Raw genomic sequence first — 26213 nt, 5'->3', positions numbered from 1 at the left:
TGGCCTCTTGGCCTGAATAACAAATAATAATTAAATATTGATGCTGCGGTTCAAATCAGCCAAGTCCAAATCAGCCTTGTGCGGATTGTTAACGACAATTTTGCCCTCAGAAGTCAAACTAAAGAGTGCTCCTTCTTCAGCAGTTCCCAGAATTGGGCTTTCAACCATCTGCTCATTGCGGATTCCAACAGCAACTCCGCCGATACCTTCTTTAAGCAGTTTAACAGCATGTGCTCCCATACGAGATGCAAGAACACGGTCACGCGCAGTTGGTGAGCCTCCACGCTGGATATGTCCGAGCTCTGTAACACGCAAATCGCTCATATCTCCAGCTTCTTTCAGCTTTTCAGCAAATTCATCCGCTGACATGACACCCTCAGCCAAGACAATGATGTTGTGCTTCTTACCCTTGGCATAGCCACTCTTAATGCTTTCAACAACTTCTTCGATCTTGAAACCTTCTTCAGGAACGATGATTTCATCCGCACCAGATGCGATACCTGCCCAGAGAGCAATATCACCAGCATTACGTCCCATTACTTCGATAACGAAAGTACGGCGGTGACTGGATGAGGTATCCCGAATCTTGTCAATCGCATCCATAGCTGTAGTAACAGCTGTATCAAAACCGATAGTGAAGTCTGTTCCGACGATATCATTGTCAATGGTTCCTGGAACACCGACAGCTGGGAAGCCGTGCTCTGTCAAGCGCATAGCACCGTGGTAAGATCCATCTCCACCGATAACAACGACACCTTCGATTCCATGTTTTTTAAGTTGCTCAATCCCTTTTAGCTGCCCTTCAACTTGGGCAAACTCAGGGTAACGTGCAGAGTGAAGGAAAGTCCCACCGCGAGAAATAATGTCACCAACTGATGTCGCATCAAGTGGGTAAATCTCGCCAGCTACCATTCCAGCGTAACCATCATAAATACCGTAAACTTCCATTCCTTCGGAAATTGCTTTACGAACAACTGCACGGATGGCAGCATTCATTCCAGGGGCATCACCACCACTAGTCAAAACAGCAATACGTTTCATTTCGCTTTTTGCTCCTTTTTCTTTTTAACATTCTTATAGATTATACCACAATCATCATGAAAATTCTCTTATTTTCCATATTTTTTAACGAAAAATCGTTTTCATAGTATAATTCTTCAATTCCTCTTGCAGTTGCTCCGATTTCTCCACTCGGAAATGAGGTGCAGATATGGTTCGCTTCTCATCTTCGTAGCGCAGGACAACCGGAATATTGCCGGGATATTTCTGCAAAATATGAGATATTTCCCGATCATGCTCATGTCCAGCAAGTTTTATCCAAAAGCGTTCAGTAGTGGCTTCTTCTATATCTGACAAGACCAGCTGTAAGCGTCCATCCCGCTCCTGTACCTTGCCGGTCAAGTAGTAAATCCCCTTCTCCTTAATGCGTTCACCTAGCTGGCGATAGGTATCAGGAAAGAGGGTAACATCCAGTTTTTTCTTGGTATCTGAAACCTGCAAGAAGGCCATATTCTCGCCCTTTTTAGTCCGGATAGTCTTGATAGTCTGGACTTGAGCTAAAATCCTAGCTCTGCTATTTTCCGTCAAATCACTAATCCAGCTAAAGTGCTGGTCCGCTTCTTTGGCCAGTTTAACCAAGGGGTGATCGCTAAGCCCCACACCGATAATGCTCTGTTCCAGCTCAAACTTTTCAGCATCGCTAAAATCCTGAGCCTCTGTCCAAGAATAAGTCGTATCCGCAAAGAGACTACCTAGCTCATCCGCAAATACAAATAAATTAGGCAGATTGGCTAGAATTTTTTGGCGATTTTTCTCAAAACTGTCAAAGAGCCCCAGCTGGATCAGAGGAGTCAGCAGCGGAATCTTATGGTAATTCTTAGGCAGGCGCAGAATAAAGTCTTCCACCCCAGTAAAGGCAGCATTTTGTCGCTCTTCTATAATCCAGTAAGCCAAATCCCTAGGCAGGCCTTTGATATTTTTCAGACCCAAAAAAATCTTCTTATCCTGAAACTTATCATGGTAGGGAATATTGTTGATACTGAGGGGCGCTGTTTCAAAGTTAAAACTCAGGGCATCGTTAATATAGTCACTGCTAGAATAATTGAGCATGATATCAAAGAAAACATCTGGATAGTGAGCCTTGAAATAAGCCAACTGAAAAGCCAGAGCTGAGTAGGCATAGGCGTGGCTGCGGTTGAAGCCATAGCCAGCAAACTTCTCCATAATAGCAAAGACTTCCTTGGCTTTGGTTTCCGAGTGACCAAGTTTGAGAGCACCTGCGACAAAGTCCTCCTGCATGCGGTGCATTTCAGCAGCACTCTTCTTTCCCATTGCCCGCCGTAAAATATCGGCTTTCCCCAGACTAAAGCCACCAAAGCGCTGGGCTACCTGCATAACCTGCTCTTGGTAGAGCATGATACCATAAGTCGGAGCTAAAATATCAGCCAAACTGTCATCAATCAGCTCCACCTGCTCCAGTCCATGCTTTCTTTTGACAAAATTGTCGATATAATCACTGGCTCCAGGACGATTGAGAGAGGTTGTGGCCACTACTTCCTCAAAGCAAACAGGCTGAACCCGCTTGAGCAGGCTGATAGCGCCCGGCTGCTCAAACTGGAAAATCCCCTTTGTCTGGCCCGCCGCAAAGAGTTTCAGAGTGCCTGCATCCTCCAAGTCAATGTCTGCAATCTCAATATCTACCTCATATTTTTTCAGTGTTACTTCTTTCATCCGCTGGACAAAGGTCAGATTGCGCAAGCCCAGAAAGTCCATCTTGAGCAGACCGTTGCTCTCCACACCGTGGGCATCATATTGGGTAATATACATGTCCTCGCCGTATTTGAGCGGTATCTGATCAGTCAGGTCACTGTCACTCATCACAACGCCGGCTGCATGGATAGAAGTCTGACGGGGATGACCTTCAATTTTTTTAGCAATATCAAAGGCCTTTTGATATTCTAGCTTACTGTTGATAATCTGACGAAAGGCCATATTTTTCTCATAAGCAGAGGTCAGACTATCGCCAAATCGGATTTTCTTGGTGATATTGGTCAGTTCATACTCTGGCAGACCGAAGCGCTTAAAGACATCGCGAATGGCCTGCTTAGCTCCAAAGGTCGAGTAGGTCACAATCTGTGCCGCATGCATACTGCCATACCGGTCGCGAACATAGCGGATAAACTCCGGCCGGTAAACATCGGGAATGTCGATATCAATATCAGGCATGGTATAGCGCTCTAGATTTAGAAAGCGCTCAAAGAGCAGGTTATTCTTGACTGGGTCAATCCCAGTAATCTCCAAGGCATATGCCACCAGACTGCCAACAGCAGATCCTCGGCCCATGCCCATATAATAGCCCTGACTGCGACCAAAGCGCAGCAAATCCCAGACGATGAGGAAATAATCATCAAAGCCCATCTGATGAATGACATCCAGCTCCTGATCCAGCCGCTCCTGATAGAGAGCTCCTCTTAAGCCACGTTTTTTCAGACCAGCTTCTGAGCGCTCCCTTAGCTCTTGCACGGCTGGCCGCTCTCGGTTAAAGCGTGGCAGTTTCAGCTCCCTATTGATATCATAGTGAACATCACGGACTAGCTTCTCAAGGTTAGCCAGACTCTCTGGGAAAGTTTCCTTAAAAGCTCCTGCCAGAGCATCTGGTGCTAGCAAAAACTCATGATTGGGGAGGCTGCCAATCTCCCGCAAGCTGGCATTTTCTCGAATAGCCCGGAGCATCTGCAAGGTCTCCAAATCTCCTGTGTCAAAATATCGGACGGTATGCAGGGGCAGGGTTGGCCGACCAAACTCCTGCTGGGGCGTTGCTGGAAATACACCAACATAAAAATCCAACCCCAAATCCAGATCTGCTACTCCGTCAAAAGCAGGAACAATCACAGCCAATCCCTTAAAGAGATGCTGGAAATCCTCCCAGTTTTTTTGTCCCATCATCTTGAGAGTCGAGACTTTCATCAGATTGCGATAGCCCTGACTGTCTAAGGCTAGCAGACGGAGATGAAGCTCCTGCTCTGCCTTGATCAGACTCAGCTCCAAGCCTAAAAGCGGCTGTAGTCCCGTAGATTCGGCTTCCTCTAAGAAATGATAAGCCCCATAGAGATTGTCCACATCCATCATGCCCAGATGACTGTATCCTAACTCCTTGGCTTTTTGCACATATTTCTTTATCGGGATCAAGCTATCCATAAAACTGTAAACAGTTTTGGTATCAAGTTGTATCACCACATTTTTCTCCTTGAACATGCTTTGCTTCTTCTTATAACTATTATACCGCAATTCACTGAATGAGGGAAATAGGAGTTTGACTGAACAGAAAGATTCCATTCACCCTTTCCGGCTTTCTTTGCCATTTTCCTAAGGAAAAGGTATAATAATTGTAAATTGAAGAAAATAAAGGAGATATGTATGAATCAGTATCCTCTGGTCTATCTTGACCATGTCCATAAAAATTATGGCGACGCACCTGCCCTGTATGATGTGAGCTTAAACATTCAGCCTGGCAGAATCATCGGACTTCTAGGTCCTAATGGCAGCGGCAAGACAACTATTATCAAGCTTATCAATGGTCTCTTGCAGCCCACCTCTGGCCATATTTATCTCAAAGGCGTCAAACCTTCTCCTGATACCAAAAGAATCGTTTCCTATCTGCCAGATACGACTTATCTAAGCGACAGCTCTAAAGTAATCGAAGCTGTAAAATATTTCCAAGATTTTTATGATAATTTTGACAACGCGAAAGCCATGCAGCTTCTAAAGGATCTTCATATCGATCCTCAAGCGCGCATCGGAAGCCTTTCAAAAGGAAACAAGGAAAAAATGCAGCTCATTTTGGTCATGAGCCGCCATGCGGAACTGTATATCCTAGACGAGCCTATCGGTGGTGTTGATCCGGCTGCTCGTGACTATATCCTGCAGACCATCATCCAAAATCGCACGCCTCAGTCTTCTGTCATCATTTCCACCCACTTGATTGCAGATATCGAGCCAATCTTGGATGAAGTCATCCTGATTAACCAAGGTCAGATTCTTTTGCATGAAAATGCTAATCAGCTGCGTCAACAGTACAATCAATCCATTGATAATCTCTTCCGCAGCCAGTTTCGCTTTTATTAGGAGGTCTTCATTATATGTTTGGAAAACTGTTTAAATACGATTTTAAGTCTAATTACAAATGGTATTGTATCACCTTTGCCATTCTTCTCACTCTATCTATCTTGATGGGATTTATAACTGGCAGCAGCTTAAGACCTGAGGTCATGGAACGCTATAGTGACTACCCAATGGCTACTAGTGGTGTTATTGTCACTTTATACCTACTCTTCCTCTTGCTGTTTTCTGCATCCTGCGCTGTCTTTCTGTCCAATACCATCATTATTATCCGTCGGTTTTATAAAAATGTTTTTGGGCGAGAAGGCTACCTGACTTGGACTTTGCCAGTTACCCCGCATCAGATTCTTCTGTCTAAGCTTCTTTCCGCATTTGTTTGGACCCTCTTGTGTATGCTGACCATGTTTATTAGCGGCCTTGTCATTTTTGGCATTGCCCTCCCTATTACAGGCTATTCATTTAATGAGATTTTTAAATATATTGGCGAAATCCCAGATTTATGGCTTTGGATTGTCAAATACGGCTTCCTTAATCTCCTCCAAATCCTTTCTGGTATCCTCTTCTTTTATCTAGCAATCTCAGTTGGACAGTTATTTAAGAAGAATCGGATTATGATGGCTGTGCTTTTCGGATTTTTGATTTGGAGTGTTCTGGCGGTCCTGTCAATCTTCTTACCTAGTTTCTTCAATCCATATGGCCTATTTGCTCCATACGATTATAGTAACTCCGCTACGGACTTTGAACAGATGCTAGACGTCTTTCTTCTTATCCGAATCGTCTTTGAACTGGTCAAAATTTTCGGTTTCTATTTTACAATCTATGCCATCGTAAAAAACAAACTAAATCTGCAATAAGTAAAACAAGGTTGAAACAAAACGTTTCAACCTTGTTTATTTTTACTTCAGAATAATGGCTGCCACGATGGGGCTAACCAGAACATACATGAGGCCGGTCACGCCAATCGCAAGTCCTGCCATAGCTCCTGCGACTTGGCCGTATTTAAAGGCGGTTCCCGTTCCTACCGCATGGCCAGTTCCACCTAAAGCAAGACCGATAGCTACCGGGTCTGTGATTTTTAAGAGCTTAAGAAGCGTTGGCCCCAAGACACTGGTCAGAATGCCCGTCGCAACCACCACCACTAATGTCACTGTAGCAAGACCTTGCAGCTTGTCTGTGATACCGACAGCCATGGCCGTTGTGACAGATTTCGGAAAAAGAGAAACAGCCAGAAAGAAGTCCATTCCGAAAAACTTAGCCAGTAGAGCTGTAAAGCTGGTATTGACTACAACCGCCGCAAAGGTCCCAATCAAAATACTGCGCGCATGGTGCTTCATCAAATGAAAAGTCTTGTAAAGCGGAATCCCCAAAGCAACCGTAGATGGCACGATTAGGTTGTTTAAATAGGAGCCGCCGACATAGTAATCCTTGTAGGAAATACCGGTTAATTTCAAAAAAGCAATAACCAAAACTGCTGCAATCAGCAAAGGAGTTGTCAAGGGATGAGGAAATCTACGAAAAATCAATAGGCCTAACAGATAGGCCAAGATAGACAAGGCAAGGCCAAAGAGAGGGTTGCTCCATAAATCAGACATTGCTGGCGTCTCCTTCCTCATAATCTCCTTCGAAACGAGTCTTAATCAGCTGCACCACAACTGCAATCACGCAGACATTAAGCACAATTGCTCCTAAAACAATCAAAATAATCGGCAGTAGATAAGGCGCGATGACCTGAAATTTATCCATGATACCAACTGCTGGAGGCAGAAAAAGAATGGTCATATTTGCCAAAAGAAAATTGCCAACCATGCTGATATGACGCAGGCGCAGAAGCTTGAACTGCAGCGCCAAAAACAGCAAGACTAAACCAATGATACTGCCCGGAACAGGCAGATGGAAAACACTTGAAATCCCTTCTCCAACGAGGGAAATCATAAAAATAATCATCAACTGAACGTATAATTTCATACCAAACCTCCATCACTTGTATATCCAGTTTACTCCTTTTCAGAAAAATATCAAGGTTCTTTCAGAAATTAAAACCTTTACATCCAAAATTTGCTTATAAAAATTCCCTCTATTGTCTGCAATAGAGGGTCTTTCTTATTTAGCAGTCGTCTGAGTAACTTCCTAAACAGATGCTAGATGGATTGAATCATAAAGAAAATCATGAGCACAATCAAGGCAAGGCTTGCCAAAAGAACTAGGATTTTCTTTGCGAGATGGGTTTCCCAGTAGCCTGACTTGCCAATCGATGTATTGGTGTCTCTGTAAAATTGCTGGTTTTCTCTAGGAAGCAGACTAACCAGCAAAATCAAGATAAGGGCTACTACAATGGTAAATGTAATCAATATTGTTTGCATTTTATTTCCTCAAGGCTCCAATCAATGTAAAAATCAAGCCAATCAAGATCATCATGCCCAAGGCGATGACAAAGGCCTTGTTGAGATTTTCTCCCAAGCTGGCCTTTTCTTTCTTGGGCTTGGCTTGCTTGAGCTCATCTAACCGTCCCTCAATATCCTTATAAAATAAATCTTTTTTAGCCATGCTGACCTCCTAACAAGCTTTGGAGAGTCTCCTGATAAAGACTGACGGGTACATCATTGGCATGTCGACCTTGAGCTTGCAAGGCCGACCGCATCTGCTCAACACCAGATAAGGCTTCTTCCAAAGTTGATGCCAGTTGAGCTGGCTGGCTGCTGTCGAAAATATGCTGTTGGGCAATGTAGTGCCTGTCATGCAGGGTCTGCTCAAAGCCTAGAATCAAGAGATTGTTCTCAAAAGCCTTGCGCACTGCCTGCAGGACCTGACCTCCGTGATTGATGTCCAGATAAATGTCCGATTCCAAGTAGAGCTGCTCGATCTGCTTGAGACTGGCATTTTGATAAAGGACGACATTTTTATAGGACAGCATAGACAAGAGTTTAGGTGACATTTCCGTAAGGGCAGCAATGCGAAAGACTAGCTGTGGTAGGGACTGAACCAAGGTCTCTAAGCCTTCAATCTGATCCGAATGGGTCAAGATTAAGGCATCTTTTCGTAGGTAGTTGTCCCGCTTGAAGTCATAATGATAGCCCAGATGCAGGAACTTCTGCTGCTGGTCAGTCGCTGCCAGACTCTTGGCCTTTTCATAAGTTGCTAAATCTGGAATGACAATGGTCTGCGTCCGCAGCTGACTATTTTCCAGAATCAGCTGCATATTGCCCGGAAGCTCGTCATACAGAGGCTCCTGCCAGAAGAGAATATCCTGGCCAGCTCGGCCTGTCAAGCTATGGGAAACCAGGAAAGAATAAGCCAGCGAATTAAAGAGAATGTGATCCAAGTCAAAGTCTAGCCGCTCTAAAAAGAAATGGATAAAATCTACTCGGCTTTTGAACATCCGCAGCGGCTCCTGATCTAGAGTCAGGATAATGTCACCGGTGGCGTGATTTTCCACGATACGCTCCTGACCATCAGTACTGTAATAGGTTGTGTTGAAAGCCTCCTGGCCTGATTTGTAGGCTGTTTTCGCAAAGCAGCGGCCTTGCTTATTATAGCGCTCACTCAGTCGCAGCTGGCCTTTTTTATCCAGCCAATCCACCTGTTTGACCAAGCGCCCCTTGGCCTGACTTGCATAGTGAATCCGTGCTCTTTCTTCTCCCATGTCACTGACACGTGCCGACTGGTGGTCGCCTGTGATTTCCCAGAAAGGGGGCACTGGCACTTGATTGAAAAAGAGCGGGTGGTCTACTCCCTCTTCATCCCCTAAAAAATAAGTATAGGGGGAAATCATATCGTCCGGGAGAAAGCCATTGGCCTCAATGACAATGGTCGGACAGTCATAGCCAGCTGCAAGGAGGGAATCATGCAGATCCTGGGTTTCCTGATTGTAATAATCAAAGAGCTGAATCATCTCTGACCTCCTTTAAAAGCTGGGACCAAGCCGCTTCAACCCTGCTGGTCAAATAATTCTCGGCCACTTGATAAGAGTGTTGGCTCATCTCCTGCTGGCGTCCTTGGCTAAAGAGAGCTACTATTTTCTCCACAAAAGCAGCAATAATTTGGTCCTCGACCTGATTGGAACTGACCGGTATCAGATAACCATTTTTACCATCATCGATAAAAGTCTGATTGCCATAGCGGACATCAAATCCGATGAGGGGCAGACCGGAGCCAACTGCTTCCATAAGAGTCAAACCAAAGCCTTCGCTGGTTGAAGCCGTCAGATAAAGCTCATAGCCTGCATAAATCTGACTTAAATCTGAATGCCCTTTGAGTCGAATGTAGTCCTGAGCTCCTGCTTCCTCAATCCTGCGGCGCAGCTTCTCCTCTTCGCCCCCCTTACCGTAAATATCCAGAGTCAGCTCAGGCAGCTGGGCATGGGCTTGGACAGTAGCTGCCACTAGCCAATCGATATGCTTTTCCGTAGCAAGACGCGAAGCCGTGATCATGGAGTAAGGCTTGCGAGGCTCTTTGGGATAAGTCAGCTGGTCCAAACTCCCTACCGGTATGGTGACAATCTTGGGCTGCTTGTTCGAGTAATGCTGGAACTGCTGCTCTAGAATCCTTTTCTGAGCCTCTGTTGCCACGATGAAAAAGTCCACCTTGTCAGCATTGGTAAACTGGTAGTCATAGAAATTATTCCAGAGAATGTAGTCGTCGCTGCTGGCATTTTCACTAAAATGCTCCGCATGGACCACTACTCCCAGCTTAGCCTTCTGACTCTCCTCAAAGACAACCTGACCAATCCCAGTCTCCCTATCCAAGATAACTACATCATCTGCCTGCAGCTGCAAACATTGGAGAAAATAGCGAACCAGCTCAGCCTTGGAATAGAAAATCCGATCTGGAAAGCGATAGAGCTCTTCCTGACCATCCTCTATCAGCATGTCATAAGCCACACTACCGTCTTCGTTGTAGAAACGGCGCTGGTAGAGGGTTGCAGCATCATTGTGGGGTGCAAAGTACTCGCTGGCATAGCGGACATAGGAGAAATAATCCTTGCGAATCAATCTCCCCCTCGAGACATACTCCACATGCTCCACAAAGTCCTGGTCTTCCTGCCGCAGATAGCAAGTGATAAACTGATCATCCTGCGGATAGAAATAACGGACAATCTTGCCCTCTCTCTCCGAGCGCTCCGGCAGACCTGCGACTTGAGACAGCACCTGATCCAGCGTCACCGTCGTTGGTGCAATCTTGACATCAGTAAAGTAATTATAAAGCCAAATAACTTCCTCATCCAGAAAACCGATATTTTCCGTCAGATGCTGGATATTATCTGCTAAAATCATATCCATAAAGATAAACTTAGCCGGTTGCTGGATCCTGCGCAGAAGCTGGGCCCGATAAGCTTGGGCGTATTCTACACCGCTGCTAGCCCAGCCGATGCCTAAGTTGATGTTATATACTGTCATATTCTCCTCGTCTTACGGGAAGTACATGATGACTTCTCCTTTAGGGTTGAGTGCCAATTCACTCATCAAAAGATTCTTGACAATCTGCTGTTTCATGCGCTCCTTCATATATTCAAAGCCATCGTAAGCCTCTTGATAATATTCTACCAGAGGATTTTTCATAGAGAAATGCTGACCGCTCAAGGCTGTCTTAAGCTGTTGCAGATAGTCCACTTGCTCGACCCAGTTCTCATCAATAGCCTTGAGAACGGACACCCGCTGAAAATGGGTAAAGAGCTTGTCAGACTTGAGATAGGCTTTCTTTGCCTGCAATTCCTGCTCGGCGATATCCTGCAAGAGCTCTGCAATTTTCTCCGGCGAATAAATATCGAAATCATAAGGAATGCGCTCAGCATGATAGCTGAAATGGTCTAAGATAAAGCGATAGAGGTCAGCCCGCGTCCCATAGGACTGCTCATAGGCCGCCTGATGAATGACCTGACTGAGGACACGGCTGATTTCTTCATCAATCCGCTCTTCAGCTTGAATCAGACGATTGCGCTCAGCATAGGTAATCTCCCGCTGAATCTTCATACACTGGGCATATTCCAGCGTCATCCGACGGGACATCTTGGCACTGCTTTCGCTGGCTCTCTGGGCCTTAGCTACTAAGCGTCTAAAGCGGCGCTGTCCCAGCTGGACTGGATGCTGCTGAACTTCTTCAGTTGAATAGTCCTTGTAGAGCTTCTTGAGCCAATCTGGCCCCCACTTCCTGAGCAGATCATCCTCTAGCGAGATGAAAAACTTACTAATCCCCGGATCACCTTGGCGGCCTGAACGGCCACGAATCTGTAGGTCAATCCGTTGGTTCTCCATCCGCTCAGTACCAATCACCACGAGACCGCCTAAATCTGCGACACCTGGACCCAACTTTATATCCGTCCCGCGGCCAGCCATGGATGTAGCCACCGTCACCGCACCTTTCTGCCCAGACTCAGCGATGATTTGCGCCTCACGGGCCGCATTGTTGGCATTGAGCAGGTTATGGGCGATACCTTCTCTCAGCAGTAGGGATGAGTAAATCTCTGACATCTCCACTGAGCCGGTGAAAATCAAGAGCGGATTGCCTTGGGCATGGTAGTTCTTGACCTCATCCAATGAAGCAAAGACTTTTTCTGGCAGGGTCTGGTAAAGCTGGTCTGGTAAATCCTGCCGAATCACTGGCTGGTTGGTCGGGATCTTGATGACAGACATGGAGTAAGTCTCCATAAATTCGCTCTCCACCACCTTGCCGGTTCCAGTCATACCAGAGATTTTCCGGAAGAGCCGGAAAAGATTCTGATAGGTAATGGAAGCCATGGCCCGCGTTTCATCCGTCAGCTTGACATGCTCCTTGGCCTCAATAGCCTGGTGCTGGCCTCCCTGAAGCCGAGTCATTTCCAGCAGACGGCCGGTTGAGCGATCTAGAAGCACGACTTCTGCCTCTTTGTCGCCCTGTCGGACAATATAGTCCTTGTCTTTCTTGTAGAGCTTGTGGGCCCGCAAGGCTAGATTGAGGTGGCGGACCAACTCTTGATTTTCCTTGGAGAAAAGATGCTCCAAGTCAAGAAAAGACTCCGCCGCCAGAATACCTTTGGATGTCAGCCAGACTTCATTTTTCTCGTCATCGTAGTGATAATCCCCTTCTTCTTTCAAAGTCGTAATGAAGGTATCCATGATACCATAGAAGTTTGACTGAACTCGAGGAGCACCAGAGATAACCAAAGGTACCTGAGCGCTGTCTAAGAGGATGGAGTCAATCTCGTCTATGATGACATAGTTGAAAGGACTAAGATATTGGCTATCCTTATTCTCTGCTAGATTTTCAATCAGATAGTCAAAGCCCAAGGCACTATTGGTCGTATAGACAATATCCGCCTGGTAAATCAGCCGCTTCTGCTTGGGAGTTAAATTTTCAGCCTCATCAGCTACCACCGCTGCCTCAATAGTCAACTCCAGAAAACGATAGACCTGCCCCATTTCCTGAGCATCCCGCAGGGCCAGATAGGTATTGGTGGTCACCAGCATAGCTCCTTGACCAGACAGGGCATTGAGATAGAGTGGCATGGTAGCCGTCAGAGTCTTGCCCTCTCCCGTAGCCATCTCAGCGACATTGCCCTCATGAAGAACAATCGCCCCCATGACCTGCACATCGTAGGGAAACATGCCCAGCACCCGCTTGTCCGCTTCCCGCACCACAGCATAAGCCTCCGGCAGTATGTCGTCTAAAGTCTCACCTGCGGCCAGTCTCTCCTTAAATTCCTGTGTTTTCTTTCGCAGATCAGCGTCTGACAAGCCAGCCATTTCTGACTCAAAGCTCTTGACTTTGGCTAAGATTTTCTTTAAGCGCTGAATTTGAAAATGATTTTTAATCATCAGACTCCTCTATGATTTGGTCAATATTTAGGCAATGAAACTCTAAGGACTCAACTCCTGCACTCAGCAGCTGAACCTTATAGCTATAGGCTTCGTTTGGGTAGGTAAAGATCATACTCTCCGAGCGCTCCACTTGATTGCTGATTTCTTTCTCATAACGGTCAAAGAAGATGATTTTCAGAAAGACGCTGGATTCAGGATAGGTGGTCATATCTCTAGACAGGCAATAGCAAGCTCCCTTTTTGAGCAAGGGAAGAGCAGGCACCTGCCGGTCTCGCTGATAGTTCCATTTGGAAGACCATTCATGGATGGTCTGGCCGGAGGCCATTAGTTTATTTTCAAAAAATATATGTGAAGGGGAATGAATGATAAGGGTAGTTCCATAGAGATAGGTAAAGTCAGTCATTTTACCAGCTGCCGAAACCCCTCTCAGCTCTCCCCAGTAAATGCCCTTTCTTTTTTGAATGTTCATTTCTTTCTCCCAAATTCCTTTTCCAATATCATTCGATAATAATTTATAAACCAAGATACAGATACGCTGATATCGTCATTATGACGTCCCGGAACACCTCTGCTGATCAGCTTGGCCTCGGTCAGATGAAGAGCCGCTACTAAGTCCTCATAGGCCGTCGGATCATAGTCTTCTTCCTTCATATAGGCGATACCAAAGGTCGTCCGGCTGAAATCAGCCTTCTCAACTTTGCGCCAGTAGCGATGATTCAGCTCCTCTACGTGTTCCTGATCTTTGCCACCTGTGTGGAGATGAAGGACGTCGAAAGCTGTTGGAAAGACCTTAGGCAAGTGCAAACGACCACGTTGGGCAATAGTTCCTAGATTTCCCAAGGGCTTGGACAAAACGATAGCTCGCGGACGAAACTCCGAACCATAATAGACAGCACCGTAGGTCCCCATCGACATGCCAGATATGACAAGGTCTCTCTCTGTAAAGCCCAGATAGTCCAGATGCTCTTGGATAATCTCATGAATACCGCTCTCCAGCTCCTGACTGCCTAGATAAAACATACCGCCATCCACGCGCGGATCTGAAAACAAGAGAAAAGGACAGCCCAAACTGCGCATCATACCGAAGCCCTCGAAGCCTTCCGCCCGACGGTAACCAGAAAAATAAACAGCCAAAGGAGGCTTCAAATCTCCCGGATAAAAGAAGTAATTAATCTCCTGACGGTGGCTATCGCGAAAAATCTTCCCACCCAGAACATACTTACCAAACTCAAAGCGGGTCAGGCGCTGATGCAGAGCACCTACCTGAATCCGTCCCTCGCCTCTAGCCTCCAGACTGACGCCCAGATAGGAAGTAAAGTCATTGTCCAGAACCATGGATTCCCGCATGTCCTCTTCTGTGAAAATAGTCTCGCGAGCAATATCTGCAGTCGAGCCTTCCTGGATATTATAGAGGCGAAGCCGCAGCTCACAGCTGCCGGACTTTTCATATTCAAGCCAGAGTTCAACTGGATTGAACTTATTGGCAATAATATTGTATTTCCAAGACAGGATTGGCTGAAAGTCCTGACCAAAGTCACCTTCCAGCTCCAGATTTTCATAGCCATTGTAGCAAATCTTGCCCCGAAATCCGGGACTGACCACCATATCAAGCGGGGTCATCTTATCGCCATACTGGCCGGAAAAGAGAGCCTTAGACAGCTTGCGGAGCAGGTCAGCTCGATCGCTCATATCCGTTGGCTGAGCACAGTGACGCTTAAGGAAGTACTCAATATCCGCTTCCTGGGTTTCCTGTTCCTGATCATAGAAAACTGTATAAGGAATAATCTTGGACTCAATCATAAACAAATCTGGAATCCGACGCAGGTCGTCCACCAGAATCGCATCAAACTTGCCAATCTTATCCATCTCCATGACCTTTTTGATAGCTAGATTGGAGTTGGGAAAGAAATAATACCAGGCCATATTGTCTGGAATGGCAAGCTCCTTGCTCCAGTCGCTTGAGCCAATCTGTAAGATTTTCAGCTTATTTTGCATTCTCAGCCTCCTTGAGCCACTGCTCCCACCTGCCAATCAGCTCCAGACCAGTATTATGATGGATTTTTTCAATGGAATAAATCAAGGCCTGGTTCCAATTTTTTAAACCTTCCAAGTAATAGTCTGCAGCAGTTGGTAGATCAGAGATAGAGTCCAAGATGTAGCCATTTTGCAGATGGGTCACATAGTCCGAGCCCACCAGATTGATCTGCGGAATCCCGGCAGAAATCCCAGCAATCTGCGTATAGAGATTGGGCTGCTCACTCAGGTCGATGATTAACCGCGTATCATCCAGCTCCTGAATCAAGCTGAGCTCGTCTGTGATATTTTTAATGGTGAAACGGAGGTCCTGCTCCTGATTTTCCAGCAGGGCATTCTCAGCCTGCTCACTGCGCCGGTAGTTCTTGACAAATTCATATTGATTCAGATACTCATCAATAACCTCCTGCACCTTGGTCTCGACCTTTTGGATTCCTTCCTGCCAAGCATTGTAAACACCGATAGTCAGCTCCGTATCCGTATGCTTGGCCACATAGTGGAGAACCTTGAAGATAGCATAGTCATTAAGCCCTTCTTCCAGATTAATCTGATAAAAAATCTTGGATTCGCGGCGGCGTTGGCTCTTGCCCAGCTGCAGACGGGTATCAAAAGGCGACAGGTAATGCACCTTCTGAGCCTGCCCAAGCAGGTAACGCTGAATAACCTTCTTGAAGTCCATACGATCAGTCAAGACTAAATCCGCCTGCTGCAAATCTGCTTCTAAAGCTGGCCAATCCACTGTATGATTGCGCTCGTGGAAAAAGCTGAGAATGATTTGAACATTCTTGGGCAATAAGCGCAAAATGGCTTGAGTGTATAAGGGATGCGTTGCTAGGACAAACCGGCTGTCAGCTCTTGCATTACGCTCGATATAGTGGCCTAATTTCTCCAAGATTAAGTCTGGCATCCTCTCATACTCCAGCTTATCAAAGTCCAGTAAGTAAGCAGGATTGACCTCTACCCGGCAGTCGTCAGGCTTGAGATGCTCACGAATCCGCCAGTCACCATCCGGCTGTAGGTAGTCCTGATAAAGGGGCTGCCCCTCTTCATAATAGGTGATACTGGAGGCAAAGCCCCGATCATCAAAGATATAAAACTTCTCCAGTTGGTCATCCTTGAAAAACTTGATGAAGCTGATAAAGCCTTCTACTCCAAACTCGACATGGGCATAGAGCTGTCCCTGCCTGCGGACCATGACTAGAAAGGGCGTATAGACAAACTCGCAGTCTGGCTCCCAGTCCAGATCCTTGATTTGCAAGACCTGCATTTCTTTAGACTGGATTCCCTGAATCTCATCAAAGACCGAGTAATAGTCCGTCTCAAAAATATCCTGCCGATGCAAGAGATAGCGGGCATGTGGCATATAAGCTGGCAAAAGCAGCTGGACTGGCAGATTTTCACTTTGAAAAATCCGAATCTGATGAATCGAGTCATCAAACTCCAGTCGCTGCATAGAGCGGTACCAAGGGATAATATCCCGGTGCCAAATCCGATCCCCACTGCCACTCCATGAAGGAATAAAGTAATACATAGTTTCTCCTACAACAATGAACGATAACGGTCATTAAGCGTCAAGGCATCCACCTCGTCCTTAATAGAAAAGACCATCCCGATAAAAATCATAAAAATCCCCGGAATCATACTGAGCCGCAGATAGCGAATGTCCAGAAGCACCACTATCATGGGTAGGCCAGAAATCAGGATAAGATAGAAAGCCCCCACTAGTGCAAAATAGGTCACTAAACCATTTATATAGCGGCGGGTTGCTCCTCCCGGATAAACATTTTCAATATACTCTCCACTCTTTTGCATCCGCTCGGCAATCTGGTCGCCACTGATATTGATAAAGGCGAAGGCCAGCGCCAGGATGAAAATAGTCAACAGATAGAGGATAAACCAAGCTGGACTTCCCATAGACAGCGCTTCTATCCACTGCTCAATCAGCTGATTGTTCGGCTGAAGAAAGTGGATAATCAAAAGGAAATACTGGGGAATGCTGACCAAGGTCATAGCGTACATAATCGGCATCCCACCAGCAGGATTCAGACGAATATCCAGATAAGAGTATTTCTTGAAACGATTATGAATATTGATCTTATTGACTGGAATTCGGTACTTGGACCGCTCAACTGTAACAGCCAGATAGAGAAAGACTAGGCTGAAAACCAGCATCAAGGCCAGCCAAAGTGAAGAAATCTTCAGCTCCTGAATGGAGTTCCAAATATCCTGCGGAATGTAGGCAATCATGCTGGCCATGACAATCATGATGGAGCCGCCCAATCCCATGGCAGCATTCAAATCCGTCAGCCAAATGAGAAAGTAGGTCCCAGCCATCAAGACCAAGGTATCTAAGACCATAATCGTAGTCATATCCACCCCACCTGCTTCTTGCAATGGCAGATTTAGGACCAACGCTACTGACTGAATCAAGGCAATGACCAAAGTCAGCAGCATCCGCCGCCTTTCCTGCACTTCCAAAGGGAGCTTACTTAGGCCTAGGCGCTTGGACACAGCAAACATCTGCCAGATCAGCATAGAGGACATCCAAGGAGACAGGCCGACGGAAAAGAGCGACATACTGCGCAGATTTCCCCCCATCAGGGCTGTCGCATAGTTTAAGGTCGTAGAGGTTCCGTCCATGGCAGCTGCCTTACTCATATCGATGAAGGGCAGGGTCAGCTTGGTTCCCAAGACATAGATAAATAAGAAAAATAAGGTCCATAGAAACTTCTTGATAATGACTTGTTTAAAAAATGACTTCACACTGACTCCTCATGACGATGGCTGGAAAAGCTCTAAGATAAGACTTCCATCACCGCATCTACTAAGACTTTTTTGCTAAAATAACCTTCCTTGAGCAGGAAAGAGAACTTTCTAACCCGCTCGACCATAGCCTGATATTCCTCTGCAGTCAGATTTTCAACGATCCGACTGGCCTCTTCCAGACTGTCTACGACAAAGCCCAGACCGCGCTCGCGAATCAGCTCTGCATTGGACAGGTAAGAAGGGACGATGACCGGAATCCCAGCTGCCAGATAGGTCGCTGACTTATGAGAGATGTTGAGACCATAGTATTCTGGCTCGTCTGCTGGATTTTCCTCAACACCCCAGACCAGACCCAGACCACCCTTGGACAGCTCCAAGAGCAACTCTGGCCGGCTGACCCAGCCGCGATAGCTGACATTGGCCTCTGGATTTGACTCTTCTTCAGGCGAAAAAATCTCCAGTGGCGTAGCATAAGACCAATTGATCAGATGTGGAAAACGCTCCACACTTCCTGCAAAATACAGCTTAGGCGCAAACTGAGGCTGGTGCAGGGGCAAATCATAGGGATGATCCCACATGCGCTGGACCAAAATCTTGTCCACAGTCAGCCCCTCTGCCAGAAGTTTGTCCCGCATCTGCTCAGAAGGAACGATGACTGCATCTGACTGATTGTACATATCGATATACTCCGGCATCAGATAGTAGTTTGACGGGAACATCAGCGGCGGCACATCATGGATAAAGGTAATCAGCTTGGCCTGCAAAATCTTCAGCTTGCTGATAAAGGCCTGGTCAAACTCCCGACCATTCCAAGTCGGCGACTGATAGATAACCACATCGCCATAGCCCACACTGGCCATAATGCCGTCCAGACGACGACTGAGCTCCGACTGGCTGTCACTGTATATATCGTAAAAGTAAAAACTCAGTTCATTGAAGCCCAGCTGCTTGGCGAGCTTGGTCACATCATTCTGGGCAATCAAGGCCGTACTCTGGCCAGACATACCGTATAGATTGGTAATATTAACTTTCATATTCTTTTTCTAATCTTCATTCCTGAGCCAGATTGGCAACAATCTGACTGTCATAAGCTTGGTCGTCTCTAAACTCAATATCCTGATCAAAGTTATGCTCAGCCGTATGCTTGTGCGACAGCTTGACCTTGTGCGTAGCTCCCATCTGGAACCATTCATACTCTGAGTCAATATGCCCAATATCCAGCGCTCGATAACCTTCCTGAACCAGATCATAGACCAAGACCTTGGCCGTCGGACCCAGCATGGTCAAAATCAGACGATTATCCGCATGCTCTCGAACAGCCTGCTTGATGGACTCCAGCTTGCTAAAGGCATTGCGCGAAGGACAGATAATTCGCTTGATGGACCTAGCCCCATCAAAGAGGTCATTGCCCACACCAGAGCGAGAAGTCAAGCCCTCTACGATCAAGAGGTCCTTGTCCTGCCATAGCTGCTTGAGCTTTGCAAAATAGCCCGCAGACGGCGTCTTATCTTCCAAATCGATATAAGGACGGGAAATAAAAGTCGATCCGTACCAAGGTGCTCGGCAGATCTCTTGATAATCTGCCAAATGATAATACAAGTGAACTTTCCAAAAATTCTGGGCATCAATGGAATAGCGCTCTAGCCCTGTAAATACATCGGACAGACAGACCATCAAACGCTCATCGCTCTCCATAGACATAATCTCTCTCAAGCGTGCTGACAGTTCTGGATCGTATTCCTGATAGACGATACCACGGCCCGCAATCAAATCCATCTCCCCATCTCCAAAGCGAACTACTGAAGCACCTTTCTCCAAGAGATAATCCAGCGATTGGTCAATAGAGAGTACAGAAATCTGCCGCTCTTCAGGATCGGCCAATCTTAGCTTCTCAATAGCCTGCACCATGACTTCAGGGTTATCAGCTGGAAAGACTTCCTGCCCCTGCTGGCCATGGGCTGTGCTGTCAAAGGCAAAGACTGGCTTGCCAGCAGACTTAAAGCGAGCAATGATATCACCGACCTCATCGCCGGCATTGATATCCAGCAGCAGCTGAGACTTAGCTTCCAGCGACTCCAAGAGAGCCGGAATGCCCGCAATATCTGAACTGACGCTGACATTAGGATACTGGAGCAAACGCGTGATTGGCTCTGCTACCACTACTGGAGCTGCAATGTAGAAATGACAGGCAGGCAGGGCTTGAATCAGATAATTGATATGCAACAGATCACAAGAGTAGGTGTAGACTAGACAGGACAGACTTGAGCCTTCTTCCCCTTCCACCATCTTTTGAGTCAGGGCTCCGACTGGCTCCTGCATATCCGACCAATCCAGTCCCTGATAGAACCACCAGACCTCACGATAGATGGACTGGGTATACTCTTTCCAAGGCTTGCGCTCGGTCAGATAGTGAATCACCGGCGGATAGAGCCCTTTTTCTGGCTCATAGTCCGAAAAGGTCGTGTGCAGCGTAATGCAGTTATAAGCAAAAGGCAGCTCCATCCAGCGGTTTTCAAAGAGCATATTGAGAATGCTTTGATCACCAGACGGTACCTTGTCATGCCATTCATTGGTCAGTTCAATCAAACGTTGGCGAATATTTTCCTGCTTCCAAAGGGCATTATTGATTAATAAGAACCCAGCATTAAAGATGTGCTGATGAAAATACACTTGCCCACCCAGATCCTTGACAGCAGCAAGTGGTGCATCTCCAAGTTCTGTTTCAAATAAGGAGCTTAAATCCCGCGTGACAACGATATCGCAATCCAAATACAAAGCCTTGTCTTCCTCAACAAAATCCGCTACAAAATAGCGCAGGAAAACTGTATAACTAATATCCGTTTTAAAATTTGATACCAGCGAAGCAGACACCCGAGCATTGACAATCTGGCAGTCCAGCTTGGCCAGCTTTTTCCGCATGCTGACAAACCACTCTGTCGGAAAGTCACTGTTGATGACATAAAACTTGATAAAGCGATTGTGGCAGACGATGGACTTAATGGTGGTTAAGACCTGCTCACTATAGGCAGCATTAGCCGCCAGCACCACAGCCCGAAAGACTTGCGGCTTCTCTCTTTTCATCAGACTGCGCAGCTTTTCCACCATCTCCTGTGGATTTTCATGCGGATAGACCAGCTCTTCCTTTTCATTTTTCTTAGTATTGTCAAAAGCCAGAACTGGCTTGTCAAGCGCCTTGAAACGACTGCTCAGCTGATAGTGCTCGCTTCCATGGTGAATATCCAAATAGACCTGGCACTTATCAATGAGCTCATCCAGCACAGCATGAATAACCTGCGGATAAAGATGGATGTTCTCATACTGGTTCAAAGATTGCAGATAAGCTCCCATCTCTGTGTAACAGGCGATGTGAAAATCAACCCTAGGCAAGGACTGGGCTAAAAACTCTATCTGCTCTAACTCCTGTACATCTGTCAGGAGCATGCAGTTCAGAGATGCCTGCTCCCAACGGTCCGGCATCTCAAACTCTCCCCGATGATGGGCTAAAATCTCCTCTAGACTCAAGGCCTGAAAGTCCCACCAAAGCTGACGGTAGCGATAGCTAACTTCCGAGTTCCAAGGCTTGCGAAAGGTCGTATAGTGGATAATCAGAGGTTCCTGATCCAGCTCAAAATGGCCATTCCAGCCGCTGTAAAAGGCCACCAAGTCATGGCCTACCTGCAAATTGTAAATCTTATCCAAGGGCAGCCAGTCTTGAGCCAGCACATGATTTAAAACCGTCTGATCGCCGTTGAAATCCTCCATTTGGCCAGACTTGACCAAGCTCATGATGCGGTCCGTTTCCTTGATAAAGGTCTCCTGCAGCTGCCTTTCTTTCCAAGTTTGATTATCAATTAACAGAACGCCAGCATTAAAGCCATAACCTCCGGCATCTCCAACCGCAGCCACAAGCTTGCCATCTAGAGAAATATCAAATAAAGGCTGCAAATCTCTATTGACCACCAGATCACTGTCCAGATAAAGGACGCGTTCCTCAGCCACAAACTGCGGAATGAAATAGCGAGCATAGGTAGCTGAACTGATATGATCCTGAGTCAGCCACTCTGGACTGATAGTCACTTGATCCAAGCTAACATTGACCAATTCACTGTCCAGCTGCTCGGCCAGCTCATTAAATTCATGAAACCATTCGTCACTTAATCCTTGATTGAAAACATAGATTTTTACATTTTTATTGTAATATAAAATTGACTTAATTGTAGTCGAAACTTGCTCCTGATAGGCCTGATCACCAACCAAAACAATCGTTTTCATTTCTTCCCTTACTCTTTCATTTCATAAACTCTAAAACATCATTTCTATACTTGATATTATATAAAATATTGTCCAAAAAATCTATATTCTCAAGGACTTTCCTGCAGAATAAAGGATACTTTTTTCTACTAAATTGTCAAAAAAACAGGAAGTTGTCAAAACTTCCTGTTTCTATTGCCTCTCGGTTTCTTTTTACTAATTCCTAGTCTAGGATTTTAGGAAGCAAGCACCAGAAATAATCAAATTATTTCCTTAAGGCTTGCTCTGTCCATCACTTCCTCAACTCATTAGCTGAGTGAAATTTCGACGGACTAAAAGATAAACTGATCGGCTTTATTTACTGCTACTCCTCAGAGTCGCTTTTCTTTTTACGTCTCTTGAAGGCCAAGCCCAATGCTCCTAAGCCCAGAGCTAGGATGGAAGCCTTGCTCTCCGTTTCCCCTGTCTGAGGCAGACGACCTCTGGAAATCAGATCCAGCTCAGACTGTCTTGCTGAAGCGGAAAGACTTTCAGATATGCTCTGACTAGCTGACAGACTCGTTGACAGGCTTTCCGATACAGACTGACTGACACGGGCAAGCTCGCTGAGACTGACTGCTGCTGACAGTGACTCGCTAGTAGAAAGGCTGAGTGAATAGAATTCCTTCTCATGAACCAGATCCAGCTGACTATGCAAGACTGAGGTGCTGGTGCTCAGTGAGGTAGACTCGCTGATTGACTGAGAATCGCTAATCGAAGCACTTTCCGAACCAGACAGGCTAGCCGAAGTACTTGCGGATTCTGAAGCACTTACTGAAGCAGATCTACTTGCCAAGGCTAAAGCAGATGCACTTACTGAAGTGGATTCGCTTGCTGATACAGATGCACTCGTTGAGGCATTCGTTGAGGCTGAAGCACTTGCACTTACTGAAGCGCTGGTGGACGCAGACGTGCTGGCAGATACAGATGCGCTCGTGGACGCGGATGTGCTTGCACTCACTGACGCACTGGTTGAGGCTGAGGTACTTGCACTCACAGATGCACTTGTCGACGCGGACGTGCTTGCGCTCACAGATGCACTCGTCGACGCGGATGTGCTGGCAGATATAGATGCACTCGTGGAAGCTGATTCACTCGCTTTTGCAGATGAGCTAGTTGAAGCTGACTCACTTGCACTTACTGAGGCACTCGTCGATGCGGACGTACTTGCTGATACTGATGCACTCGTCGACGCTGACGTACTTGCAGATACTGAGGCACTCGTCGATGCAGACGTGCTTGCACTCACTGACGCACTTGTTGAGGCTGAGGTGCTTGCAGATACTGACGCACTCGTGGAAGCAGACGTGCTTGCAGATACAGATGCGCTCGTCGATACTGACGTGCTTGCACTCACTGATGCACTGGTTGAGGAGGACGTACTTGCGCTTACTGACGCACTCGTCGACGCTGACGTACTTGCACTCACGGATGCACTCGTGGACGCTGAGGTACTTGCACTTACTGACGCACTTGTTGAGGCAGACGTGCTTGCAGATACTGATGCGCTCGTCGAGGCAGACGTACTTGCGCTCACGGATGCACTTGTAGATGCCGAGGTACTTGCGGATACTGACGCACTCGTCGACGCGGACGTACTTGCACTTACAGATGCACTCGTCGACGCGGACGTACTTGCGCTTACTGACGCGCTTGTCGACGCGGACGTACTTGCACTTACTGATGCGCTAGTAGACGCGGACGTACTTGCAGATACTGACGCACTCGTGGAAGCAGACGTACTTGCGCTTACTGAAGCACTCGTCGAGGCGGACGTGCTTGCGCTCACGGATGCACTTGTTGATGCGGACGTACTTGCACTTACTGATGCACTCGTCGACGCGGACGTACTTGCAGATACTGATGCGCTCGTGGACGCGGACGTGCTTGCGCTCACAGATGCACTCGTCGACGCGGATGTGCTGGCAGATACAGATGCACTCGTCGATGCAGACGTACTTGCACTCACTGACGCACTCGTAGATGCGGACGTACTTGCACTTACAGAGGCGCTCGTGGACGCGGACGTACTTGCGCTCACTGACGCACTTGTCGACGCGGACGTGCTTGCAGATACGGATGCACTGGTTGAGGCTGAGATACTTGCACTTACTGAGGCACTCGTTGAAGCAGACGTACTTGCGCTTACTGAAGCACTCGTCGAGGCGGACGTGCTTGCGCTCACGGATGCACTTGTTGATGCGGACGTACTTGCACTTACTGATGCACTCGTCGACGCGGACGTACTTGCAGATACTGATGCGCTCGTGGACGCGGACGTGCTTGCGCTCACAGATGCACTCGTCGACGCGGATGTGCTGGCAGATACAGATGCACTCGTCGATGCAGACGTACTTGCACTCACTGACGCACTCGTAGATGCAGACGTACTTGCGCTCACGGACGCACTCGTTGACGCTGACGTGCTTGCACTCACTGACGCACTCGTAGAGGCGGACGTACTTGCGCTGACTGAGGCACTCGTGGACGCAGACGTACTTGCACTCACTGACGCACTTGTCGATGCAGATGTGCTGGCGCTCACTGACGCGCTAGTAGACGCTGAGGTACTTGCACTTACTGATGCACTCGTCGATGCTGAGGTACTTGCACTTACTGATGCACTCGTAGATGCTGAGGTACTTGCACTTACAGACGCACTCGTCGACGCGGACGTGCTTGCACTCACTGAGGCGCTCGTCGACGCTGAAGTACTTGCAGATACTGACGCACTTGTCGACGCTGAGGTACTTGCACTTACAGACGCACTTGTTGATGCAGACGTGCTGGCAGAAACTGATGCACTTGTCGACGCTGAGGTACTTGCACTTACAGACGCACTCGTCGATGCGGACGTGCTTGCACTTACTGATGCACTCGTTGAAGCCGACGTACTTGCGGATACAGACGCACTCGTGGAGGCGGACGTACTTGCACTTACTGATGCACTCGTTGAAGCGGATGTACTTGCGGATACAGAGGCACTCGTTGAAGCTGAGGTGCTTGCACTTACTGATGCGCTCGTTGAAGCCGACGTACTTGCGGATACAGACGCACTCGTGGAGGCGGACGTACTTGCACTTACAGACGCACTCGTCGATGCGGACGTACTTGCACTTACTGATGCACTCGTAGATGCTGAGGTACTTGCGCTTACGGATGCACTCGTCGACGCGGACGTGCTTGCACTCACTGAGGCGCTCGTCGACGCTGAAGTACTTGCAGATACTGACGCACTTGTCGACGCTGAGGTACTTGCACTTACAGACGCACTTGTTGATGCAGACGTGCTGGCAGAAACTGATGCACTTGTCGACGCTGAGGTACTTGCACTTACAGACGCACTCGTCGATGCGGACGTGCTTGCACTTACTGATGCACTCGTTGAAGCAGACGTACTTGCGGATACAGACGCACTCGTGGAGGCGGACGTACTTGCACTTACTGATGCACTCGTTGAAGCGGATGTACTTGCGGATACAGAGGCACTCGTTGAAGCTGAGGTGCTTGCACTTACTGATGCGCTCGTTGAAGCCGACGTACTTGCGGATACAGACGCACTCGTGGAGGCGGACGTACTTGCACTTACAGACGCACTCGTCGATGCGGACGTACTTGCTGAAACTGACGCGCTCGTTGAAGCGGACGTGCTTGCACTTACTGATGCACTCGTTGAAGCCGACGTACTTGCGGATACAGACGCACTCGTCGATGCGGACGTACTTGCACTTACAGACGCACTCGTGGAGGCTGATGTACTTGCTGAAACTGATGCACTCGTCGACGCGGACGTACTTGCAGATACTGATGCGCTCGTGGACGCGGACGTGCTTGCGCTCACAGATGCACTCGTCGACGCGGATGTGCTGGCAGATACAGATGCACTCGTAGATGCAGACGTACTTGCACTCACTGACGCACTCGTAGATGCAGACGTACTTGCGCTCACGGACGCACTCGTTGACGCTGACGTGCTTGCACTCACTGACGCACTCGTAGAGGCGGACGTACTTGCGCTGACTGAGGCACTCGTGGACGCAGACGTACTTGCACTCACTGACGCACTTGTCGATGCAGATGTGCTGGCGCTCACTGACGCGCTAGTAGACGCTGAGGTACTTGCACTTACTGATGCACTCGTCGATGCTGAGGTACTTGCACTTACTGATGCACTCGTAGATGCTGAGGTACTTGCGCTTACGGATGCACTCGTCG

Annotated in this window: 17 protein-coding genes and 3 pseudogenes; 2 read left to right on the top strand and 18 right to left on the bottom strand. The window is 47.4% G+C overall.

The window, feature by feature from the left end:
- Window positions 1-30 precede the first annotated feature (30 nt).
- Together pfkA and J1C86_RS04220 are read right to left on the bottom strand one after the other, a co-directional pair.
- Window positions 31-1041 (bottom strand): 6-phosphofructokinase, encoded by a 1011-nt coding sequence (gene pfkA, locus J1C86_RS04225; RefSeq protein WP_125409309.1) that lies wholly within the window; start codon window positions 1039-1041, stop codon window positions 31-33.
- A gap of 84 nt (window positions 1042-1125) precedes the next feature.
- Window positions 1126-4236, bottom strand: coding sequence for a DNA polymerase III subunit alpha (locus J1C86_RS04220; RefSeq protein ID WP_312022656.1), 3111 nt, complete (start codon window positions 4234-4236; stop codon window positions 1126-1128).
- A 180-nt stretch (window positions 4237-4416) separates the two neighbouring features.
- Between J1C86_RS04220 and J1C86_RS04215 the strand changes: the two genes are divergently transcribed.
- Together J1C86_RS04215 and J1C86_RS04210 are read left to right on the top strand one after the other, a co-directional pair.
- Entirely contained in the window at window positions 4417-5124 is a 708-nt protein-coding gene (locus J1C86_RS04215; RefSeq protein ID WP_125405874.1) for an ABC transporter ATP-binding protein, read from the top strand.
- Window positions 5125-5138: 14 nt separating this feature from the next.
- A complete protein-coding gene (locus tag J1C86_RS04210; protein WP_125405871.1) occupies window positions 5139-5972 on the top strand; it encodes a lantibiotic ABC transporter permease in 834 nt (277 codons plus the stop codon).
- 42 nt (window positions 5973-6014) lie between these two features.
- Here the strand turns inward: J1C86_RS04210 and J1C86_RS04205 are convergent, their stop codons facing one another.
- The 16 genes and pseudogenes from J1C86_RS04205 to J1C86_RS04130 form a co-directional block, all read right to left on the bottom strand.
- Window positions 6015-6710, bottom strand: coding sequence for an LrgB family protein (locus J1C86_RS04205; RefSeq protein WP_125405868.1), 696 nt, complete (start codon window positions 6708-6710; stop codon window positions 6015-6017).
- Window positions 6703-7083: a CidA/LrgA family protein gene (locus J1C86_RS04200; RefSeq protein WP_002900667.1), complete on the bottom strand. Its 381-nt coding sequence runs from the start codon at window positions 7081-7083 to the stop codon at window positions 6703-6705. Before J1C86_RS04200 ends, J1C86_RS04205 begins: the two co-directional genes overlap by 8 nt.
- 173 nt (window positions 7084-7256) lie before the next feature.
- The gene (gene asp5 / locus J1C86_RS04195; RefSeq protein WP_125405865.1) at window positions 7257-7478 is read right to left on the bottom strand and encodes an accessory Sec system protein Asp5; all 222 of its coding nucleotides are present in this window, start codon (window positions 7476-7478) and stop codon (window positions 7257-7259) included.
- A gap of 1 nt (window position 7479) precedes the next feature.
- Entirely contained in the window at window positions 7480-7662 is a 183-nt protein-coding gene (asp4, locus tag J1C86_RS04190) for an accessory Sec system protein Asp4 (protein WP_002895929.1), read from the bottom strand.
- The gene (gene gtfB, locus J1C86_RS04185) at window positions 7655-9007 is read right to left on the bottom strand and encodes an accessory Sec system glycosylation chaperone GtfB (protein WP_125405862.1); all 1353 of its coding nucleotides are present in this window, start codon (window positions 9005-9007) and stop codon (window positions 7655-7657) included. Before gtfB ends, asp4 begins: the two co-directional genes overlap by 8 nt.
- The gene (gtfA, locus tag J1C86_RS04180) at window positions 8991-10511 is read right to left on the bottom strand and encodes an accessory Sec system glycosyltransferase GtfA (RefSeq protein WP_125409313.1); all 1521 of its coding nucleotides are present in this window, start codon (window positions 10509-10511) and stop codon (window positions 8991-8993) included. Before gtfA ends, gtfB begins: the two co-directional genes overlap by 17 nt.
- A 12-nt stretch (window positions 10512-10523) precedes the next feature.
- Window positions 10524-12905: an accessory Sec system translocase SecA2 gene (gene secA2 / locus J1C86_RS04175; RefSeq protein WP_125409315.1), complete on the bottom strand. Its 2382-nt coding sequence runs from the start codon at window positions 12903-12905 to the stop codon at window positions 10524-10526.
- Window positions 12898-13377: an accessory Sec system protein Asp3 gene (asp3, locus tag J1C86_RS04170; protein ID WP_125405854.1), complete on the bottom strand. Its 480-nt coding sequence runs from the start codon at window positions 13375-13377 to the stop codon at window positions 12898-12900. Before asp3 ends, secA2 begins: the two co-directional genes overlap by 8 nt.
- Window positions 13374-14903, bottom strand: a complete 1530-nt coding sequence (asp2, locus tag J1C86_RS04165) for an accessory Sec system protein Asp2 (protein WP_125337856.1) — start codon at window positions 14901-14903, stop codon at window positions 13374-13376. Before asp2 ends, asp3 begins: the two co-directional genes overlap by 4 nt.
- The gene (gene asp1 / locus J1C86_RS04160) at window positions 14893-16473 is read right to left on the bottom strand and encodes an accessory Sec system protein Asp1 (RefSeq protein ID WP_125409317.1); all 1581 of its coding nucleotides are present in this window, start codon (window positions 16471-16473) and stop codon (window positions 14893-14895) included. Before asp1 ends, asp2 begins: the two co-directional genes overlap by 11 nt.
- Before the next feature lie 8 nt (window positions 16474-16481).
- Window positions 16482-17705, bottom strand: coding sequence for an accessory Sec system protein translocase subunit SecY2 (gene secY2, locus J1C86_RS04155; RefSeq protein ID WP_125409319.1), 1224 nt, complete (start codon window positions 17703-17705; stop codon window positions 16482-16484).
- A 32-nt stretch (window positions 17706-17737) separates the two neighbouring features.
- The gene (locus J1C86_RS04150; protein ID WP_002900686.1) at window positions 17738-18742 is read right to left on the bottom strand and encodes a sugar transferase; all 1005 of its coding nucleotides are present in this window, start codon (window positions 18740-18742) and stop codon (window positions 17738-17740) included.
- A 16-nt stretch (window positions 18743-18758) separates the two neighbouring features.
- Window positions 18759-21980 carry an SP_1767 family glycosyltransferase gene (locus J1C86_RS04145; protein ID WP_427150820.1) on the bottom strand — a complete coding sequence of 1074 codons (3222 nt, stop codon included), beginning with the start codon at window positions 21978-21980 and terminating at the stop codon, window positions 18759-18761.
- 343 nt (window positions 21981-22323) lie between these two features.
- Window positions 22324-22428 (bottom strand): annotated as a pseudogene (locus tag J1C86_RS04140) (LPXTG cell wall anchor domain-containing protein); the annotation flags it as partial.
- A 96-nt stretch (window positions 22429-22524) separates the two neighbouring features.
- A pseudogene (locus J1C86_RS04135) lies at window positions 22525-24168 on the bottom strand (accessory Sec-dependent LPXTG-anchored adhesin); the annotation flags it as partial.
- Between the two features lie 1212 nt (window positions 24169-25380).
- A pseudogene (locus J1C86_RS04130) lies at window positions 25381-26178 on the bottom strand (hypothetical protein); the annotation flags it as partial.
- Window positions 26179-26213 lie beyond the last annotated feature (35 nt).

Source organism: Streptococcus sanguinis (assembly GCF_050220005.1).
Classification (GTDB): domain Bacteria; phylum Bacillota; class Bacilli; order Lactobacillales; family Streptococcaceae; genus Streptococcus; species Streptococcus sanguinis_Z.
The sequence above is the reverse complement of the archived record's forward strand: the minus strand, read 5'-3'. Positions and strand labels throughout refer to the sequence as shown.

Coding starts and splice junctions, on each gene's coding strand:
- pfkA (WP_125409309.1), bottom strand. CDS start 1,041: ATGAAACGTATTGCTGTTTTGACTAGTGGTGGTGATGCCCCTGGAATG.
- J1C86_RS04215 (WP_125405874.1), top strand. CDS start 4,417: ATGAATCAGTATCCTCTGGTCTATCTTGACCATGTCCATAAAAATTAT.
- J1C86_RS04210 (WP_125405871.1), top strand. CDS start 5,139: ATGTTTGGAAAACTGTTTAAATACGATTTTAAGTCTAATTACAAATGG.
- J1C86_RS04205 (WP_125405868.1), bottom strand. CDS start 6,710: ATGTCTGATTTATGGAGCAACCCTCTCTTTGGCCTTGCCTTGTCTATC.
- J1C86_RS04200 (WP_002900667.1), bottom strand. CDS start 7,083: ATGAAATTATACGTTCAGTTGATGATTATTTTTATGATTTCCCTCGTT.
- asp5 (WP_125405865.1), bottom strand. CDS start 7,478: ATGCAAACAATATTGATTACATTTACCATTGTAGTAGCCCTTATCTTG.
- asp4 (WP_002895929.1), bottom strand. CDS start 7,662: ATGGCTAAAAAAGATTTATTTTATAAGGATATTGAGGGACGGTTAGAT.
- gtfB (WP_125405862.1), bottom strand. CDS start 9,007: ATGATTCAGCTCTTTGATTATTACAATCAGGAAACCCAGGATCTGCAT.
- gtfA (WP_125409313.1), bottom strand. CDS start 10,511: ATGACAGTATATAACATCAACTTAGGCATCGGCTGGGCTAGCAGCGGT.
- secA2 (WP_125409315.1), bottom strand. CDS start 12,905: ATGATTAAAAATCATTTTCAAATTCAGCGCTTAAAGAAAATCTTAGCC.
- asp3 (WP_125405854.1), bottom strand. CDS start 13,377: ATGAACATTCAAAAAAGAAAGGGCATTTACTGGGGAGAGCTGAGAGGG.
- asp2 (WP_125337856.1), bottom strand. CDS start 14,903: ATGCAAAATAAGCTGAAAATCTTACAGATTGGCTCAAGCGACTGGAGC.
- asp1 (WP_125409317.1), bottom strand. CDS start 16,473: ATGTATTACTTTATTCCTTCATGGAGTGGCAGTGGGGATCGGATTTGG.
- J1C86_RS04150 (WP_002900686.1), bottom strand. CDS start 18,742: ATGAAAGTTAATATTACCAATCTATACGGTATGTCTGGCCAGAGTACG.
- J1C86_RS04145 (WP_427150820.1), bottom strand. CDS start 21,980: ATGAAAACGATTGTTTTGGTTGGTGATCAGGCCTATCAGGAGCAAGTT.